General features: G+C 62.6%; 19 protein-coding genes. 15 read left to right on the forward strand and 4 right to left on the reverse strand.

Annotated elements, in window-relative coordinates; all coding sequences use genetic code 11:
• The first annotated feature begins 41 nt into the window (after positions 1-41).
• Entirely contained in the window at positions 42-1,268 is a 1,227-nt protein-coding gene (locus tag JAB8_RS13865; protein ID WP_070290097.1) for a hypothetical protein, read from the forward strand.
• Positions 1,269-1,284: 16 nt separating this feature from the next.
• Entirely contained in the window at positions 1,285-2,031 is a 747-nt protein-coding gene (locus tag JAB8_RS13870; RefSeq protein WP_070290099.1) for a hypothetical protein, read from the forward strand.
• Between the two features lie 113 nt (positions 2,032-2,144).
• Here JAB8_RS13870 and trmL read toward each other — a convergent pair whose 3' ends face one another.
• Both trmL and JAB8_RS13880 read right to left on the reverse strand, forming a co-directional pair.
• A complete protein-coding gene (trmL, locus tag JAB8_RS13875; RefSeq protein ID WP_034784868.1) occupies positions 2,145-2,615 on the reverse strand; it encodes a tRNA (uridine(34)/cytosine(34)/5-carboxymethylaminomethyluridine(34)-2'-O)-methyltransferase TrmL in 471 nt (156 codons plus the stop codon).
• 39 nt (positions 2,616-2,654) lie between these two features.
• Positions 2,655-3,422: a ComF family protein gene (locus JAB8_RS13880; protein ID WP_070290102.1), complete on the reverse strand. Its 768-nt coding sequence runs from the start codon at positions 3,420-3,422 to the stop codon at positions 2,655-2,657.
• 57 nt (positions 3,423-3,479) lie between these two features.
• Here JAB8_RS13880 and JAB8_RS13885 point away from each other — a divergent pair, with 57 nt between their 5' ends.
• The 7 genes from JAB8_RS13885 (at position 3,480) to JAB8_RS13910 (ending at position 9,552) form a co-directional block, all read left to right on the forward strand.
• Positions 3,480-4,403: a methyltransferase domain-containing protein gene (locus JAB8_RS13885; RefSeq protein WP_227742101.1), complete on the forward strand. Its 924-nt coding sequence runs from the start codon at positions 3,480-3,482 to the stop codon at positions 4,401-4,403.
• 465 nt (positions 4,404-4,868) lie between these two features.
• Entirely contained in the window at positions 4,869-6,077 is a 1,209-nt protein-coding gene (gene coxB, locus JAB8_RS13890) for a cytochrome c oxidase subunit II (protein WP_070222560.1), read from the forward strand.
• A 13-nt stretch (positions 6,078-6,090) separates the two neighbouring features.
• A complete protein-coding gene (ctaD, locus tag JAB8_RS13895; protein ID WP_034749009.1) occupies positions 6,091-7,689 on the forward strand; it encodes a cytochrome c oxidase subunit I in 1,599 nt (532 codons plus the stop codon).
• A gap of 55 nt (positions 7,690-7,744) precedes the next feature.
• Positions 7,745-7,861 carry a cytochrome oxidase small assembly protein gene (locus JAB8_RS29710; protein ID WP_217494223.1) on the forward strand — a complete coding sequence of 39 codons (117 nt, stop codon included), beginning with the start codon at positions 7,745-7,747 and terminating at the stop codon, positions 7,859-7,861.
• 1 nt (position 7,862) lies between these two features.
• Complete coding sequence (locus JAB8_RS13900; protein WP_071650232.1) at positions 7,863-8,435, forward strand: cytochrome c oxidase assembly protein; 573 nt, start codon at positions 7,863-7,865, stop codon at positions 8,433-8,435.
• Between the two features lie 9 nt (positions 8,436-8,444).
• Positions 8,445-8,651 carry a DUF2970 domain-containing protein gene (locus JAB8_RS13905; RefSeq protein WP_034749002.1) on the forward strand — a complete coding sequence of 69 codons (207 nt, stop codon included), beginning with the start codon at positions 8,445-8,447 and terminating at the stop codon, positions 8,649-8,651.
• Between the two features lie 40 nt (positions 8,652-8,691).
• Complete coding sequence (locus JAB8_RS13910; RefSeq protein WP_070222559.1) at positions 8,692-9,552, forward strand: cytochrome c oxidase subunit 3; 861 nt, start codon at positions 8,692-8,694, stop codon at positions 9,550-9,552.
• Between the two features lie 161 nt (positions 9,553-9,713).
• Here the strand turns inward: JAB8_RS13910 and JAB8_RS13915 are convergent, their stop codons facing one another.
• Positions 9,714-9,914 carry a twin transmembrane helix small protein gene (locus JAB8_RS13915; protein WP_046683386.1) on the reverse strand — a complete coding sequence of 67 codons (201 nt, stop codon included), beginning with the start codon at positions 9,912-9,914 and terminating at the stop codon, positions 9,714-9,716.
• A 36-nt stretch (positions 9,915-9,950) separates the two neighbouring features.
• On the opposite strand from JAB8_RS13915, the gene JAB8_RS13920 reads away from it, so the two are divergent.
• Genes JAB8_RS13920 through JAB8_RS13945 form a run of 6 tightly spaced genes read left to right on the forward strand, consistent with a single transcriptional unit; the run spans position 9,951 to position 15,110 of the window.
• Positions 9,951-10,697 carry an SURF1 family protein gene (locus tag JAB8_RS13920; RefSeq protein ID WP_070290104.1) on the forward strand — a complete coding sequence of 249 codons (747 nt, stop codon included), beginning with the start codon at positions 9,951-9,953 and terminating at the stop codon, positions 10,695-10,697.
• Positions 10,678-11,307, forward strand: a complete 630-nt coding sequence (locus tag JAB8_RS13925; RefSeq protein WP_070290105.1) for a cytochrome C oxidase subunit I — start codon at positions 10,678-10,680, stop codon at positions 11,305-11,307. Before JAB8_RS13920 ends, JAB8_RS13925 begins: the two co-directional genes overlap by 20 nt.
• Before the next feature lie 18 nt (positions 11,308-11,325).
• The gene (locus tag JAB8_RS13930) at positions 11,326-12,501 is read left to right on the forward strand and encodes a COX15/CtaA family protein (RefSeq protein WP_070290255.1); all 1,176 of its coding nucleotides are present in this window, start codon (positions 11,326-11,328) and stop codon (positions 12,499-12,501) included.
• On the forward strand, positions 12,502-13,401 hold the full coding sequence (gene cyoE, locus JAB8_RS13935; RefSeq protein ID WP_070290106.1) for a heme o synthase: 900 nt from the start codon (positions 12,502-12,504) through the stop codon (positions 13,399-13,401).
• Positions 13,398-13,991: an SCO family protein gene (locus JAB8_RS13940; protein ID WP_070290107.1), complete on the forward strand. Its 594-nt coding sequence runs from the start codon at positions 13,398-13,400 to the stop codon at positions 13,989-13,991. Before cyoE ends, JAB8_RS13940 begins: the two co-directional genes overlap by 4 nt.
• Positions 13,992-14,033: 42 nt before the next feature.
• Positions 14,034-15,110: an AI-2E family transporter gene (locus tag JAB8_RS13945; RefSeq protein WP_070290108.1), complete on the forward strand. Its 1,077-nt coding sequence runs from the start codon at positions 14,034-14,036 to the stop codon at positions 15,108-15,110.
• Positions 15,111-15,373: 263 nt separating this feature from the next.
• Here JAB8_RS13945 and JAB8_RS13950 read toward each other — a convergent pair whose 3' ends face one another.
• Positions 15,374-16,714, reverse strand: a complete 1,341-nt coding sequence (locus JAB8_RS13950) for a hemolysin family protein (RefSeq protein ID WP_070222551.1) — start codon at positions 16,712-16,714, stop codon at positions 15,374-15,376.
• Between the last annotated feature and the right edge of the window lie 63 nt (positions 16,715-16,777).

A 16,777-nucleotide genomic window follows, 5' to 3' on the forward strand; every position in this document is an offset into this window, starting at 1 on the left:
GTGCTGGAGTGCTGGAATGACGTTGGAATGAAGGATTAGTTTTGGATATCTGTAACAAATGCAAGACGGGCCTGTGGACCGTTGTCAGCCATTGCCCGTACTGCGGGCAGGCGCAGGCTGGCGTAGCCAAGCCAGCCGCGGCCGTGCCGCCGCCGCTGCCTGTGCAAGCGCCTGTCCCAGCGCCTGTGCCGCCTGTGCCAGTATCGCCGCCTGTGGCGCCCAAGCCGCCGCCTCTGCCGGTGACACCGGCGCCTGCGCCGAAAGCGGCGCCCAAGCCGTCTCCGGCGCCGGTGCCGGTGCCGCCGCCAGCCGCGCCGAAGCCCGTGCCGGTGCCGGTGCCGCCATCGGCGCCTGCAACGGCAGTCCCGCCGCCGCCGCGCAAGTGGCTGCGCTGGCTGGGCGGCGCCGTCGCGCTGGCGGCCGTCATCGTCTACATGAATGGCAAGCCGGGCGGCAAGAGTGAATCGGCCTGCAATGACGCCATCGACAGTGGCTTGAAGCTGGTGGCGAATGGCAGCCTGGACGGAGCCCGCCAGAAGTTGGCGACGGCGAAAAATGTGTGTACGGGCAAGTCCAGCGCCAAGGCCGACGATCTGCAGGCGGCGATCGGCAAGGCCGGTGCCGCATCGGGCAGTTGCCAGCGCGGCGTGCGCGCCATCGAGCGCAATATTGACGGCCATCAATTGCAAAGCGCCGCCAGGGGCATTGCCGGGCTCGACATCGATTGCGCGGGCGCTGCCAGCGTGGATTCCTTGCGCAAGCAGCTGGCGCGCCAGCAGGCGGCAGCCGCGTCCGTGCTGGTCGGCGTGCGCCAGGCGCTCGATGGCAAGGATGCGACGGCGGCCCGCAATGGCATCGCCAGGCTGGAAGCGATCGACCGCGAAGCGGTGGAATTGCCGCAGCTGAAGGCCGACGTGCAGGCGCTGTCGATGGCGGCGCCCGTTTCTGCCCCGTCACCGGCGCCGGCAGCAATGCCGGCACAGCAGGAACCGGCGCCCGCGCGCGCGGTCGAACGTCCAGTGGTGACCGAACGCCGTCCGCTGGAAACGTCGCCCGTCGATAGCGGCGCGGCCATGCGTAACGAAATGGCGCAATCATTCCTGCGCGATGCCGAGCGTTCATTGCTGGAAGGTAAGTTCGATGCGGCCAAGACGTATGTGGAAAGCGCGCGCCGCGTCGATCCGGGCAATGCGCGCATCGACAATCTGTCGCGCCGCATCCGCGAGCGCGAACGGCAAGTGCTGCAGACGGAAACAACGATCAATTAGTCATCCGGGAGTCACCATGCTGAATCACACCACCTTGCGCGCCGTCGCTGCGCTGACCATCGCGGCCATGCTGACCGGCTGCGCCACGGCGACTATGAGCCCGAACGGCGTGCGCCAGGACAGTTCCTATCCGCAAGGCGGCGCCCAGGCGGCCACGGATGAGGATCCGTGCAGCGTGGGCACGTCGGCGGCGGCCGGTGCGGCCGTGGGCGCGCTGCTGGGGGCGCTGGCGGGCGGCAAGAATGGCGCGCTGAAGGGCGCGGCCATCGGCGGCGGCCTGGCGGCGGCCGGTTGCCTGGCCATCAATGTCAATTCACGCCAGACCAAGACGGCGGCGCAGGCGGACCGCGACTACATCCGTACGCGCGGCGCCTTGCCGCGCGAGCCGCAAGTGGTGTCGTACACGCCGCAGCTGAGCGCGTCGACCGTCAAGCGCGGCCAGCCGTTCAAGGTCAACTCCGTGGTGGAGCTGGTCAACGGCAGCGCGCAAAGCGTCAACGACGTGCGCGAAGAACTGGTGGTGCTCGACCCGCAAGGCCAGCCATTCAAGTCCGGCTCGAAGGCCCTGGCCAGCAACAACAAATCGGGCGGGCGCTTCGAGAACTCGTTCGAGCTGACCTTGCCGGCCGGCGTGTCGCAGGGCGTGTATGGCGTCAAGACGAATCTGTACGTGAACGGCAAGCTGGCCGCCACGCGCGACTTGCGCACGCAGCTGGTGATGCTGGACGACAATAGCGGCGCGGCGCAGCTGGCGCTGCGCTGATCGCCGTATGCAAATGCGTAGGTCGGATTAGCGGGGTAAAGCCCCGCGTAATCCGACAACACCACTAACGCCAACAATGTTGTCGGATTACGGCCCCTTGGGCCTAATCCGACCTACGCGCCGCCCTGGTAGCCGTGTTGGCGCCAGGCCTCGTAGACAACGACGGCCACCGTATTCGATAAATTCAAACTGCGGTTGTCCGGCCGCATGGGCAGGCGGATGCGTTGTTCCGCCGGAAAGCCGTCGCGCAGGGCCGGGTCCAGGCCCTTTGTTTCGGAACCGAACACGAACACGTCGCCCGGCAGGAAGGCCACGTCGCCGAACGGGCGCGAGCCGCGCGTCGTCATGGCGAACATGCGGGCGGGGTCGGGCTGGGTATCGGCCAGGAAGGCTGCCCAATTCTTGTGCACCTTCATCTTCGCGTAATCGTGGTAATCGAGGCCGGCGCGCTTCATCTTGGCGTCGTCGAGGGGAAAGCCCAGCGGTTCGACCAGATGCAGCTGCGCGCCCGTGTTCGCGCACAGGCGGATGACGTTGCCCGTATTGGGCGGGATTTCAGGTTCTACCAAAACAACGTGAAACAAAATGCTCTCCTTGGTCTATCTCTCATATATACAGCGACTTTAATGCGGCGGCGTGCGCGCCACCACCAATATGCTGACCCTGGCCGCCCCCGCGCGCTTGCAGGCGGCCGCCAGCGCGTTGACGGTATGGCCGCTGCTCATCACGTCGTCGACGATGCCGACATGGCATCCTGGCAATAACGCCGCATGGTCCGGCGCGATGGTGAACGCGTGCGCCAGGTTGGCTTGCCGTTCCTGCGGCGCCACGCCGCTTTGCGCCCGCGTCTCGCGCACGCGCAGCGCCAGCCGGGGCTGCAACGGTACGCCCAGCAGGCGCGCCAGCGGCCGCGCGATTTCCAGCGCCTGGTTAAACCCCCGCTCGGCCAGCCGGGCCGGGCCCAGCGGCACAGGGCACAGCAGATGCGGCGCTTCCCATCCTTGTTGTTGCTGAATGGAAACATGCAGCAGTTCTGCGAACAGGGGCGCCAGCGCCAGGCGCGCGCCGAATTTCAGCTGCAGCAGCAACTGGTCGACGGGCGCCGCATAGTCGAACGCCGTGACGGTGGCGTCATATGCGGGCCGCTGGCGCAAACAGCGCCCGCACAGTTGAGCCACCTCAATGTCAGCGAGCGGATTGGCGCACTGGCGGCAGCGGTGGCGCAGTTGCCCGCGTCCTTGCCCCAGGTATTGCGCGCGGCAGGGCGAACACAGCACTTGCGGGCAGCCGATGCCGCACAGCGCGCATTGCGCCGGCAGCACGGTGTCGCCCAGCCACAGTCGCAGCGCCTGCCAGGCGGCATCAAGGCGTTGCCGGGTGGCGGTCCGCATCGCGATGGCGTCGTTCCATGTACACTGCCGACATTATCTCACCTCACCCGATTCAACATGCCAGTTCCCACCAGTCCGCCCAAAATGAGTGCGCCCATCGATGCGGTGCAAGTACGCGATTTCTTTTCCCGTCCGGCGCGCGTCGCGCCGTCGGACTTCCTGCGCCGCGAAGTGTCGGCACGCATGCACGAGCGCCTGGAGCTGGTGAAAATCACGCCGCATCGCGTGCTTGACGCCGGCTGCGGCCCAGGCGCGGACCTGGCGCAATTGCACAAGGATTATCCCGCCGCGCAGATTATCGGTCTCGATGCAGCGCAAGCGATGATGCAGGCGGCGCGCGCGCCCGCGTCGAAACTGGCCAGCCTGAATCAGTTCCTCAGCAAGTTGCTGCCGGCCAAGACAGGCGTGGATTTGTTGTGCGGCGACCTGGGCGACCTGCCGCTGGCGCAGGGCAGCATCGACCTCGTGTGGTCGAATCTGGCGCTGCACTGGCATGCCCAGCCCGACCGCGTGTTTGCCGAATGGCGGCGCGCGCTGCGCCTCGATGGCTTGCTGATGTTTTCCTGCTTCGGCCCCGATACCTTCCGCGAAGTGCGCGACGCCTTTGCCGAGGCGGATTTATATCCGCACGCCTTGCCCTTCGTCGACATGCACGATTTTGGCGACATGCTGGTCGAGACGGGCTTTTCCACGCCCGTGCTGGACATGGAGATCATCACCGTCACCTACGATACGGCGGAAAAACTGCTGGCGGACGTGCGCGCCTTTGGCGGCAACCCGCTCACTACGCGCCGGCGCGGCCTGATGGGCAAGGCGGCCTGGCAGCGCATGCTGGCCGCGCTGGAAAAGACGCGCCGTCCCGACGGCAAGCTGGGCTTGAGTTTCGAGGTGATCTATGGTCACGCCTTCCGTCCCGCGCCGCGCGTGACGCGCAATGGCGAAGCGATCATCCGCTTCGATCTGCCGCGCAAGCCTAAATAAAAGGGCAAAGAAACCGACACTTGGTCGCATTCGCGCGCGATGTGGCAACTTGGCGTTGCAAAGCACGCGGCGGCCGTGAGAAGGGCGCGCACAAAGCCGATTATTGCTTGATGGATTCAAGTTTACTTGATTATAATCGTTGATTGTTTGTCAGCTTGCTAATTGAAAAAAACAAGGGCTGCATACAAAATAAAAAAAACAAAGCGAGACTTATTCGAAGTTACTGCATTAGTATAGTAACCATCTTCCACACGAGGCCATTTCGATGTGGGGAAGAAAAACAGGGTTCCAGCATGGTTGCGCGCCGCCGTTTTTTGCTGCGGCAGCCAGCATGGAATTCGCTGGTGCTTGACGCACATGGCCGCATTCCGGCCGTGTTGCTTTCATGGAGGAGCGGCAGCGGTCCAGTACGGAGAAATCCGCAGCCGTTTAAAATATCATTATTTTTGGGTGGTTGGGGAAAACATGACACATGCAAAGCGACTTCAATCGTTGCTGCTCGGGCTGTCTTTGACAGCGTTTGGCATCGGGCGATGGGCCACGGCGGCACCGGCTGCCAGCACCTATCCCGGCACCGGCGGTCCCGTGCCGTTCGAAATGAATCTGCAACCGCCGGCGACACAGATCGCCCATGAAATCTACGATTTGCACACCCTGATGATGATCATCTGCCTGGTGATCTTCGTGGCCGTGTTCGGCGTCATGTTCTATTCCATCTTCAAGCACCGCAAGTCCCTGGGCCACAAGCCGGCCACCTTCCACGAAAGCACCACCGTCGAGATCGCCTGGACCGTCGTGCCTTTCCTGATCGTCATCGGCATGGCCCTGCCTGCCACGCGCACCGTGGTCGGCATGAAGGATACCTCGAACGCCGACATCACCATCAAGGCCACCGGCATGCAGTGGAAATGGGGCTATGACTACCTGAAAGGCGAGGGCGAAGGCATTTCCTTCCTCTCCAACCTGGCCACGCCGCGCTCGCAAGTGGGTGCGCCGGGCGCGCCGCCGACGGAAAAACGGGGCGAAAATTACCTGATCGAAGTCGACAACGAAGTCGTCGTGCCGGTCAACAAGAAGATCCGCGTGGTGCTGACGGCCAACGACGTCATCCACGCCTGGTCCGTGCCCGCCTTTGGCGTCAAGCAGGATGCGATTCCAGGCTTTGTGCGCGACACCTGGTTCAAGGCCGACCATATCGGCACCTTCCGCGGCAATTGTGCCGAGCTGTGCGGCAAGGAACATGCGTTCATGCCCATCGTCGTCAAGGTCGTCTCCGCCGACGACTACAAGGCCTGGGTTGATGTAAAACAAAAGGAAATGGCCGCATTGGCTGATGATCCAAGCAAGGTGTGGACCATCGACGAATTGAAGGTCAAGGGCGAGAAAGTGTATACGGCCAACTGCGTGGTCTGCCACCAGGCGACCGGCAAGGGCGTACCGGGGGCATTTGCGCCGCTGGACGGCTCGGCCGTGGTGAACGGCCCGAAAGCCGATCAGATCCACGTCTTGCTGAACGGGCAAAAGAGCGGCAAGTATCCCGCTGAAATGCCGGCATGGAAACAGCTGTCCGACACGGAAATTGCCGCAGTGATCACTTACACGCGCAATTCCTGGTCGAACAAGGCCGCAGAGAACATCGTTCAACCAGCCGAAGTCGTGGCTGCACGCAAGTAATTAGGAGCCGCATATGAGTACGAGCACGAGCACCTTGGACCACGCCGGTCACGATCACGACCATGCCCACGACCACCCGACCGGCTACCGCCGCTGGCTGTTTGCCACCAACCACAAGGATATCGGTACGTTGTACCTGTGGTTCTCGTTCATCATGCTGCTGTCGGGCGGCGTGCTGGCCCTGATGATCCGTACGGAACTGTTTCATCCAGGCTTGCAATTCTTTCACCCGGAATTTTTTAATCAACTGACCACCATGCACGGCCTGGTGATGGTGTTTGGCGCCATCATGCCGGCCTTCGTCGGCTACGCCAACTGGATGATCCCGCTGCAAGTGGGCGCGTCCGACATGGCGTTTGCCCGCATGAACAACTTCTCGTTCTGGCTGCTGCCGCCGGCCGCGCTGCTGCTGGCCACGTCCTTCCTCGTACCGGGCGGCGCCACGGCTGCCGGCTGGACCCTGTATGCGCCGCTGTCGACGCAGATGGGCCCCGGCATGGACATGGCGATTTTTGCCATGCATCTGATGGGCGCCTCGTCCATCATGGGTTCGATCAACATCATCGTCACCATCCTGAACATGCGCGCCCCCGGCATGACCCTGATGAAAATGCCGATGTTCTGCTGGACCTGGCTCATTACCGCGTATCTGTTGATCGCCGTCATGCCCGTGCTGGCTGGCGCGATTACCATGACCCTGACGGATCGCCATTTCGGCACCTCGTTCTTTAATGCGGCAGGCGGCGGCGACCCCGTCATGTACCAGCACATCTTCTGGTTCTTCGGCCATCCCGAGGTCTACATCATGATTCTGCCGGCCTTCGGCATCGTCTCGCAGATCCTGCCCGCGTTTGCCCGCAAGCCGCTGTTCGGCTATGCCTCGATGGTCTACGCCACGGCGTCGATCGCGATCCTGTCCTTCATCGTCTGGGCGCACCACATGTTTACCACCGGCATGCCGGTGACGAGCCAGCTGTTCTTCATGTACGCGACCATGCTGATCGCCGTGCCGACGGGCGTGAAAGTGTTCAACTGGATCGCCACGATGTGGAAGGGCTCGATGACGTTCGAAACGCCGATGCTGTTCTCGGTGGGCTTCATCTTCGTGTTTACCATGGGCGGCTTCACGGGCCTGATCCTGGCCGTCACGCCGATCGACATCCAGCTGCAGGATACCTATTATGTGGTGGCGCACTTCCACTACGTGCTGGTGGCCGGTTCGCTGTTCGCCCTGTTCGCCGGTTTCTACTACTGGTCGCCGAAATGGACGGGCCATATGTACAACGAGACGCGCGGCAAGATCCACTTCTGGCTGTCCCTGATCACGTTCAACGTGACCTTCTTCCCGATGCACTTCCTGGGCCTGGCCGGCATGCCGCGCCGCTACGCCGACTATCCGGCGCAGTTCACGGATTTTAATATGATCGCCTCGATCGGCGGCTTCGGTTTCGGCCTGATGCAGGTGTACTTCCTGTTCTTCGTCGTCTTGCCGACCATCCGCGGCGGCAAGGCTGCGCCAGCGAAACCTTGGGAAGGCGCGGAAGGCCTGGAATGGACCGTGCCGAGCCCGGCGCCGTTCCACACGTTTGAAACGCCGCCCACCGTCAAATAATGTCAGTGTCACGGGCCGGCGTGTTGCGCGGCCCGTCTTGAATAAAGTGCCTGCCATGACCGAAGTGAAAACTGAGCGCAAGAAACCGAACAACCTGCGTACCGGGCTGATCTTGGCCGCCCTGGCGGCCTTCTTCTTCCTGTCCGTGTTCGTCAAGCGCATGTGGCTCTGACGTGACGACGCCCCACCAACAGGAAACGCGCGGCCTGAACCGCAAGATGCTGGGCAAGCTGCTCGTCATTGCCGTGCTGATGTTCGGCTTTGGCTATGCCCTGATTCCCGTCTACAAGCAGATTTGCGAAGTGATGGGCATTAACGTGCTGACGCAAAAAGATGGCACGGTGGCTTACGACAACAATACGCAGGTCGATACGACGCGCAGCATCACCGTCGAGTTCGACGGCAATGCGCAAGGGCCATGGCGCTTCCGCCCGACCGTCTCGAGCATGCAGGTGCATCCGGGCGAGCTGGTGACCGTCCTGTATGAAGTGGTCAACACGCAAAACCGCGTCGTCAACGCGCAAGCCATCCCCAGCTACGCGCCGCAGAGCGCCACGCCGCATTTCAAGAAGGTCGAGTGCTTCTGCTTCAAGCAGCAGACCTTGAAGGCCCACGAAGCGCGGCAGATGCCGGTGGTGTTCTTCCTCGATCCGGCCCTGCCGAAAGAGGTGAAGACCATCACCCTGTCGTACACGTTTTTCGAGATTGCCGGTCTGAGCCAGGCTCAGACGCCGGCCGTCCAATAGGAGAGTGCCATGGGCGAATCCAAGCAGCCGGAAAAAGCGTCGTTCCTGTATTCGCTGCGGGCCGTCGTCTGGTCGTTCACGGGACTGCGCCGCAAGAGCGATTTCGACACGGATTCGGCCAAGCTCAATCCCGTGCACATCGTCATCGCCGGTTTCCTGGTGGTGGCTTGCCTGATCGGCATCCTGATTTCAATTGTTAAATTCGTCGTTTTATAAATTATAAAAAACCACCCTATAAGTTTTTGAGGAGATGATGATGAGTTCCAACCACGCCGCCGTACCTTATTATTTCGTGCCCGGCCCGTCGCGCTGGCCCATGCTGGGCGGCGCCAGCCTGCTGCTGACCATGATCGGCGCCTCGGCCTGGGTCAACGACGTCTCCTGGGGCCCGTACGTGAATTACCTGGGCATCGCCGGCATCCTGCTGGTGCTGTATTTCTGGTTCGGCGACGCCATCAGCGAATCGGAGCAGGGCTTGTACAGCGAGCGCATCGACCACTCCTTCCGCTGGAGCATGAGCTGGTTCATCTTTTCGGAAGTCATGTTCTTCGCCGCCTTCTTCGGCGCCCTGTTCTACGCGCGCAGCATCTCGATGCCATGGCTGGCCGACCTCGACCACAAGGTGATCTGGCCCGATTTCGCCGCCCACTGGGGCAACACGGGCCCGGCCGGCACGGTGCAGGAATTCACCACCATGACGCCGTTCTGGATTCCGACCATTAATACGGCCCTGCTGCTGACGTCGGGCGTCACCCTGACGATTTCCCACCACGCGCTGCGCGCCGGCCACCGCGCCATGACGGCCCTGTTCCTGTTCGCCACCATCGTGCTGGGCGCCATCTTCATGGGCTTCCAGGTCTACGAATACATGCACGCCTACAGCGAACTGAACTTGAAATTGACGTCCGGCATCTACGGCGCCACCTTCTTCATGCTGACGGGCTTCCACGGCTTCCACGTGACCCTGGGCGCCATCATGCTGTCCGTCATCCTGTACCGCGTGCTGAAAGGCCACTTCACGCCCGAGCACCACTTCGGCTTCGAAGGCGCCGCCTGGTACTGGCACTTTGTCGACGTCGTCTGGCTGGGCCTGTACGTGGTCGTGTATTGGTTATAATGGCGGGGCAGGGCGCGCGTTGTTGAGGGGCGCGCCGGCACCATAAAAAAAAGCCGTACCGGGACATCCTGGGTACGGCTTTTTTCTTAGTGTGAAGAATTTTGCTAAGCAAGCAACGTCGTTGGCAACGGGGTCAGACCCGTCGGGTCTGACCCCAGCCGTTAATGTATTCCCGTCGGCTGGATGTAACCCAGATGATGCGCCAGCAGGATCAGCAAAAACAGGGTGATCGACAAGCCCACGCGCAGGGCCAGCGCCTGCACGGTGCGGTTGCTCTTGCCCTTGTCGCGCATGAGGAAGAACAGGGCCGAGCCCAGGCTGCCCAGGATCAGGATGAAGGCGATGGCAACGAGGATTTTCATGGATGGTAGCGCCAGGCTTGAGGAGGTTTCATTGTAATGCGTATCCGCTTCCATTTTAGATGGATTCCATTTGTTGTAATGCTGCTACTGGTGGCGTTGGGCGTGTCGCTGGCGCAATGGCAGCAGCGCCGTGCCGATGAAAAAGTCGCCCGCGCCGCCCGGCTCGAGGCGGGCAACCAGGCGGCGCCGCTGGCCTTGACGGCCGCACCGCTGCTGCCGGACGATGCGCAAGCGATCGAATACCGCCGCGTTACCGTCACGGGCCATTTCGTGCCCGCCTGGACGGTCTACCTGGACAACCGCCCCTACAAGGGCCAGGCCGGTTTCCACGTGCTCACGCCATTTCAAATAGACGGTTCCGCCATGCACGTACTGGTGGCGCAGGGCTGGTTGCCGCGCAACAATGCCGAGCGTACGCGCATTCCCGACTACGCCACGCCCACGGGTACGGTGACGATCACCGGCATCGCGCGCCTGAACGCGGGCCATGTGATGGAACTGGGCACGGCGCCGGCCCTGGCGCCGCACGCCATCGTGCAAAATGCCGATATCGGCCAGCTGGCCCGGGCCAGCGGCCTGGCCCTGCAGCCCTTTATCCTCGAACAAACAGTCGACCCAGGTGATCCGCCAGCATCCGGCCAGCTTCCCGTGCGCGACTGGCCGGCGCCCGACCTGGGCGCCGACAAGCACCGCGGCTATGCTTTCCAGTGGTATGCACTGGCACTGATGGCTTTTTTATTTTTTGTCTTTACAGGATTTCGACGTGCAAACAAACAGCCCTGAAGCAACGCAAGACAACAGCAACAAGCAGGCACAGAATACGGGACGGTGGAAACTGCTGGCCGTGGTGGCCGTGTGCGCCTTTCCCATCATCGCCTCCTATTTCACGTATTACATCATCAAGCCCACGGGCCGCAACAATTACGGCGCCCTGATCGACCCCCGCTTGCATCCGATACCGGAAGCCCAGCTGCAGGTGACGGAACTGGACGGCAAGCCCGCGCCGCTGGCCCAGTTCAAGGGCAAGTGGGTGCTGCTGCAGACGGGCCCGTCCGATTGCCAGGAAGCGTGCAAGAAGCAATTGTTTGACATGCAACAACTGCGTTTGATGCAAGGCAAGGAGCGCGAACGCCTGGAACGGGTCTGGCTGGTGACGGATGGCCAGCCGCTCGACACGCTCGTGATGCGCGAATTCGACGGCACCAGCATGCTGCGCGTGAATAATGACGCCTTAAAGGCGTGGCTGCCCGTGGAGCCGGGCGGCAAGACCAGCGACCACTTATATTTGATCGATCCGCTGGGCAACCTGATGATGCGCTTCCCGAAAGACGCGGACCCGAACAAGATCAAGAAAGACATCGCCAAGCTGCTCAAAGCTTCGGCGATCGGTTGAGGAGTCTGCATGCCGACGATGCATCTCTCCGCGCTGGCCCAGCTGGGCTTGACGGGTCTGCTGGTGGCGCTGCTGCCGTTGACCATGGTCTGGGTGTCCGCGGACGCCAATAAATACCGCAAGCTCGTGTGGATCGCCGTCTTCCTGACGGTCGACCTGATCATGTTCGGCGGTTTTACGCGGCTGTCCGATTCTGGCCTGGGCTGTCCCGATTGGCCAGGCTGTTATGGTTCCGCCAATCCTTTCCTCGCGCACGAACACATCGTCGCGGCGGAAACCCTGATGCCGACGGGCCCCGTGACGGTAGTGAAAGCGTGGATCGAAATGACGCACCGCTACCTGGCCATGGCCATCGGCGTCTTGATCGTGGCGATGATGGTGCAGGCGTGGCGCCAGTGGAGAAAGAGCAAGCGCGAGGAATTCGCCCCCGCGCTGCCGACGGCGCTGTTCCTGTTCGTCTGCCTGCAAGGCGCGTTCGGCGCCTGGACCGTCACCTTGAAGCTGCAACCGGTGATCGTCACCATCCACTTGCTGCTGGGCATGGGCTTGCTGGCCATGCTGACGTGGCTGGGCGGGCGCCAGGATCATGCCGTCAAACCCCTGCTGCGCGCCGATGCGGACGCTGCCGTGCTGCGCCCCGTGCGCGCGCTGGCTGTCATGTCGCTCGTGCTCTTGACGGTGCAGATCGCGCTCGGTGGCTGGGTGAGCACCAACTACGCCACGCTGGCCTGCACGGATTTCCCCCTGTGCGGCGGCAAGGTCATTCCGGAGATGGATTTCGAGCATGGTTTCCACCTGTGGCGCGAACTGGGCAAGACGGCCGCCGGCCACTATTTGCCGTTTTCCGCGCTGACGGCCATCCACTGGGTGCACCGCAACTTCGCCTTCATCGTGCTGGCCGGCATCGGCTATACCGTGTGGCGCGCGTGGAAATTGCCATCCTTGCGCGGCACGGCCCGCTGGGTGGCGCTGGTGCTGGCCCTGCAGGCGGCCACGGGCCTGGCGACCATCTACCTGAGCTGGCCATTGTCGATTGCCGTGCTGCATAACGGCGGGGCGGCGCTGCTCGTGTTGTTGCTGACCATGTTAAACTACAAGGCTAAATTCCAACTCGATGTAGCGCGCAATGTTCAGCGCGCTTGCGCCGCCGCGCCAGTGCCCTCGGCACCAGCCAGTCCTTCCCGTACCGCATAAATGACTACTCAGACCATCAGCCGTAAACCATCCCCCCGCATCGCCCAGTACTGGGCGCTGACCAAGCCCCGCGTCACGCAGCTGGCCGTATTTTGCGCCGTCATCGGCATGTTCCTGGCCAGCGAGGAGTTGCCGGACTGGCATGCGGTGGTGTTCGGCACCATCGGCATCTGGCTGCTGGCCGGCGCCGCGTTTGCCGTCAATTGCCTGGCCGAGCGCGAGATCGATGCGCGCATGGCCCGCACGGCGCGCCGTCCGATGGCCATGGGCGACATCACGGTGAAACAGACGGTGGTGTTCGCGCTCGTGATCGGCGGCCTGGGCATGGCGATTTTGTATCACCTCGTCAATCCGCTGACCATGTGGCTGACCTTTGTCACCTTTGTTGGCTATGCCTTGATCTATACCATGGTGCTCAAACCCGCCACGCCGCAAAACATCGTCATCGGCGGCCTGTCCGGCGCCATGCCGCCCGCGCTGGGCTGGGCAGCCGTCGCCAACGACGTGCCCATGCAGGCGTGGCTGCTGGTCCTGATCATTTTCGTGTGGACGCCGCCGCACTTCTGGGCGCTGGCCATGTACCGGCGCGACGATTACGCGCGCTCGGGCCTGCCCATGCTGCCCGTCACGCACGGCATGCAATTCACGCAATTCCACGTGTGGCTGTACTCGATCGCGCTGGCCGCCACCACCTTGCTGCCGTACGCCGTGCGCATGAGCGGTCTGATCTACCTGGCCTCGGCCGTGCTGCTCAATGCCGGCTTCCTGTATTACGCCTGGAAGATGTACCGCCACTACACGGACTTGATCGCGCGCAAAGCGTTTACTTTTTCCATCATCTACCTGGCATTGCTGTTCGCGGCCTTGCTGGTCGATCACTACATTCCCCTCGGCACATGAAAAAATACCTGACTCTGTTGCTGGCGGCCGCGCTGGCCGTCGTCCTCGCCGGCTGCGGCAAGCCTGCCGCACCGAAGCTGGCATTCAAGAACACGGACGTGACGGGCCTGGGCTATGCACGCGAATTCGCGCTGACGGACCACACGGGCCAGCCGCGCACCCTGGCCGACTACAAGGGCAAGCTGGTGCTGATGTTCTTCGGCTACACGCAATGCCCGGACGTCTGCCCCACGACCATGGCCGACATGGCGCAGGTGATGAAGGAAATGGGTCCGCAGGCGGACCAGGTGCAGGTGCTGTTCGTTACCGTCGACCCCGAGCGCGACACGCAGCAATTGCTGGCGCAATACGTGCCGGCCTTCGACAAGCGCTTCGTGGGACTCTATGGCAGCCTGGAACAGACGGCCAAGGTGGCCAAGGAATTCAAGGTGTATTACGCCAAGGTCGAAGGCGAAACGGACAGCAGCTACACGGTCGACCACACGGCCGGCACCTATGTCTTCGACCGCGAAGGCAAGATCCGCCTGTTCGTGCGCCACGGCGAAAAGCCTGCCGCCATCGCGCACGATCTTAAACTTCTGCTATCCTGATCCGGTCGCGCCCCCGGGCGCCATCTTCAGGATATGCAGTACATGGATAAACGTTTCGAGCCGCACGCCCGCCTGGCAGCCATCATCTTCTTGTTGATCGGCTGCTTTTTCGTCTTGCGGCCCTTCCTGGCCGCCATGCTGTTTGCCGCTTGCGTGGGCATTTCCAGCTGGCCCCTGTATCTCCTCCTGCTCGACCGCCTGAAAGGCCGGCGCAACTGGGCGGCCGCCATCATGACCTTGTCATTGCTCCTGGTCATCGTGCTGCCGCTGGCCCTCGTCACCTACAACCTGGCCGACAATGTGTCGCGCATCTACGAGCAGATCCGCGCCGCGCTGGAAGCGGGCGGCCTGCATCCGCCGGCCTGGCTGGCCAGCATTCCCGTGGTGGGCGAAACCATTGCCGGCTACGTAGAGCGCCTGCTCGCCGACCGCGAGGAATTACTGAATCTGGGCAAGACGATGCTGGAGCCGGCGCGCCACTTCCTCGCTTCCGGCGGCATCCTGCTGGGCACGGGCCTGGCGCAGACCAGCCTGGCCGTGTTCGTCAGCTTTTTCCTCTACCGCGACGGCCAGCAGCTGAGCCGTGCCTTGATGACGGGCGCCGGCCGCATCATCGGCGACAGTGCACCCGGCGTGGGCCTGACCATCAGCCGCACCGTGCGCGGCGTCATGTACGGCTTGCTGGGCACGGCGCTGGCGCAAGCGCTGGTGGCCGTGGTGGGTTTCCTGATCGCCGGCGTGCCGGCCGTCGCGCTGCTGGGCGTTGCCACCTTCATTTTTTCGCTGATCCCCGTCGGTCCGCCTCTGATCTGGGGCGGTGCCGCCATCTGGCTGTTTTCAGACGGCCAGACGGGCTGGGCCATTTTCATGCTGGTGTGGGGGGCGCTGCTGATCAGCGGCGTTGATAATGTGGTCAAACCCATGCTGATCAGCCGCGGCAGCAGCCTGCCGTTCTTGCTGGTGTTGCTCGGCGTGCTGGGCGGCGTGCTGGCCTTCGGCTTCGTCGGCATTTTCATCGGGCCGACCCTGCTGGCGGTGCTGTACAGCCTGTTGCAAACGTGGACGGTGGGCGAAACCACCGTGCCGCAGGGCAAGGATACGATTACGTTGAAGAAGTAATCAGTCGCGCAAGTCTGCGCGCCTTGTATAACCCAACGGCAAGGACTGGGGTCGGACCCTCAGGGGCCGACCCCGGCCTTTCGCCGTTGGGGCACATCTTGCTTAGAGCCTACCCCAGTAGATGAATACATCCCCTGCTGGCGCCCCTCAGAAGCGGGGGCTGCGTTGATCGTCGTCGCGTGGCTTGCCACGCGTCCTCCTCACGCCTTGTCCGCACTCCTGATGAACTGCCAGCAGAAGACGCTCCCTGCTGGGATAGGCTCTTAATCCCTTAAATCGGCATCCAGGTCCCGCTCCTGCTTGGGAATCACCTTGATCAGCACGATGCGCGGGCCGTTCATCTTCTTGACGACGATGTCGAAGTCGACAAAGGTGATGCGCTGGCCCTGCTTGGGGATGTCGCCGAGCTTGACCATGATCAAGCCGCCCACCGATTCCACGTCGTCCAGCCCCAGTTCCTCGTTTTCGATATCGATGCCGAGGATGCGTTCGAGCGAGAAGATGGGCAGGCTGGCCTTGCCGATCAGGGTGCCGTCGCTTTGCTTGAGCCAGTCGTTTTCATTGCGGCGGAATTCATCGCGGATTTCACCGACCATGGCGCCGAGCAAGTTATCGAGCGTAATAAAACCCAGCGGACGCTTGCCCTTCTCGCCGATCAGGGCGAAGTGGGGCGCGCCGTCGCGAAAGCGCCGGAACAGTTCCAGGGCCGGCGTGCGCGCGGAAATGATGTCCACGGGACGCAAAAACGGCGTGAGCGAGGTGATCGGTTTGCCCGCCTGCTGGGCAAAGAACAGATCCTTGAGGTGTACCACGCCCAACACGTCGTCTTCATTCGTGTCGAAATACGGGTAGCGGCTGAAGCGGTTGCGCAGCACCGTGTCGAGGTTTTCTTCCAAGGTGCTCGACGCGTGCAGGGCGATCACTTCATTGATCGGGCGCATCAGGTCCGATACCGTCATTTGTTCGAAATCGAGCGACTGGGCCAGGATGTTGCGCTCGTCGCGCGTAAACTTTTCGCCGGGCTGGCTGGTGCGCAGGATCAGTTTCAATTCTTCGGACGAATAGTGGGCATCGTGGCCGCCCTTGCCGGACAGGCCCGCCAGGCGCAGCACCCAGTTGGCGCTGGCGTTGAGCAGGTAGATGGCGGGATACATGGTCCAGTAAAAGCCGTACAGGGGAATCGCGCTCCACAGGCCGACGGCTTCCGGGTTGCGGATGGCCATCGATTTGGGCGCCAGTTCGCCCACGACGATATGCAGGAAGGAAATCACGCTGAAGGCGAGGACAAAGGAGATGCCGTGGATCAGCTCTTGCGAGGTGACGCCGATGGCGCCGAACAGCGGCTCGAGCAAGCCGGCAAATGCCGGTTCGCCGACCCAGCCCAGGCCCAGCGACGCCAGCGTGATGCCCAGCTGGCAGGCGGACAGGTAGGCGTCCAGCTGGCCATGCACCTTGGCCAGGATGCGGCCCCGCAGCCCTTGCGTCTTGGCGATGGCGCGGATGCGCGTGCGCCGCAAGGTGACGATGCCAAACTCGGCGGCAACAAAAAAACCGTTCAGCGCGACCAGGAAGAGGGCGAGCAGGACTAGCAAGACATTGTGCATGGGGGCGCAAAAGATGGGCTGTTAAAACGTCATCTTAAACGACGAAGGCCGCCATAGCCTAAT

This window comes from Janthinobacterium sp. HH106 (genome assembly GCF_001758725.1).
Taxonomy (GTDB): Bacteria; Pseudomonadota; Gammaproteobacteria; order Burkholderiales; family Burkholderiaceae_D; genus Janthinobacterium.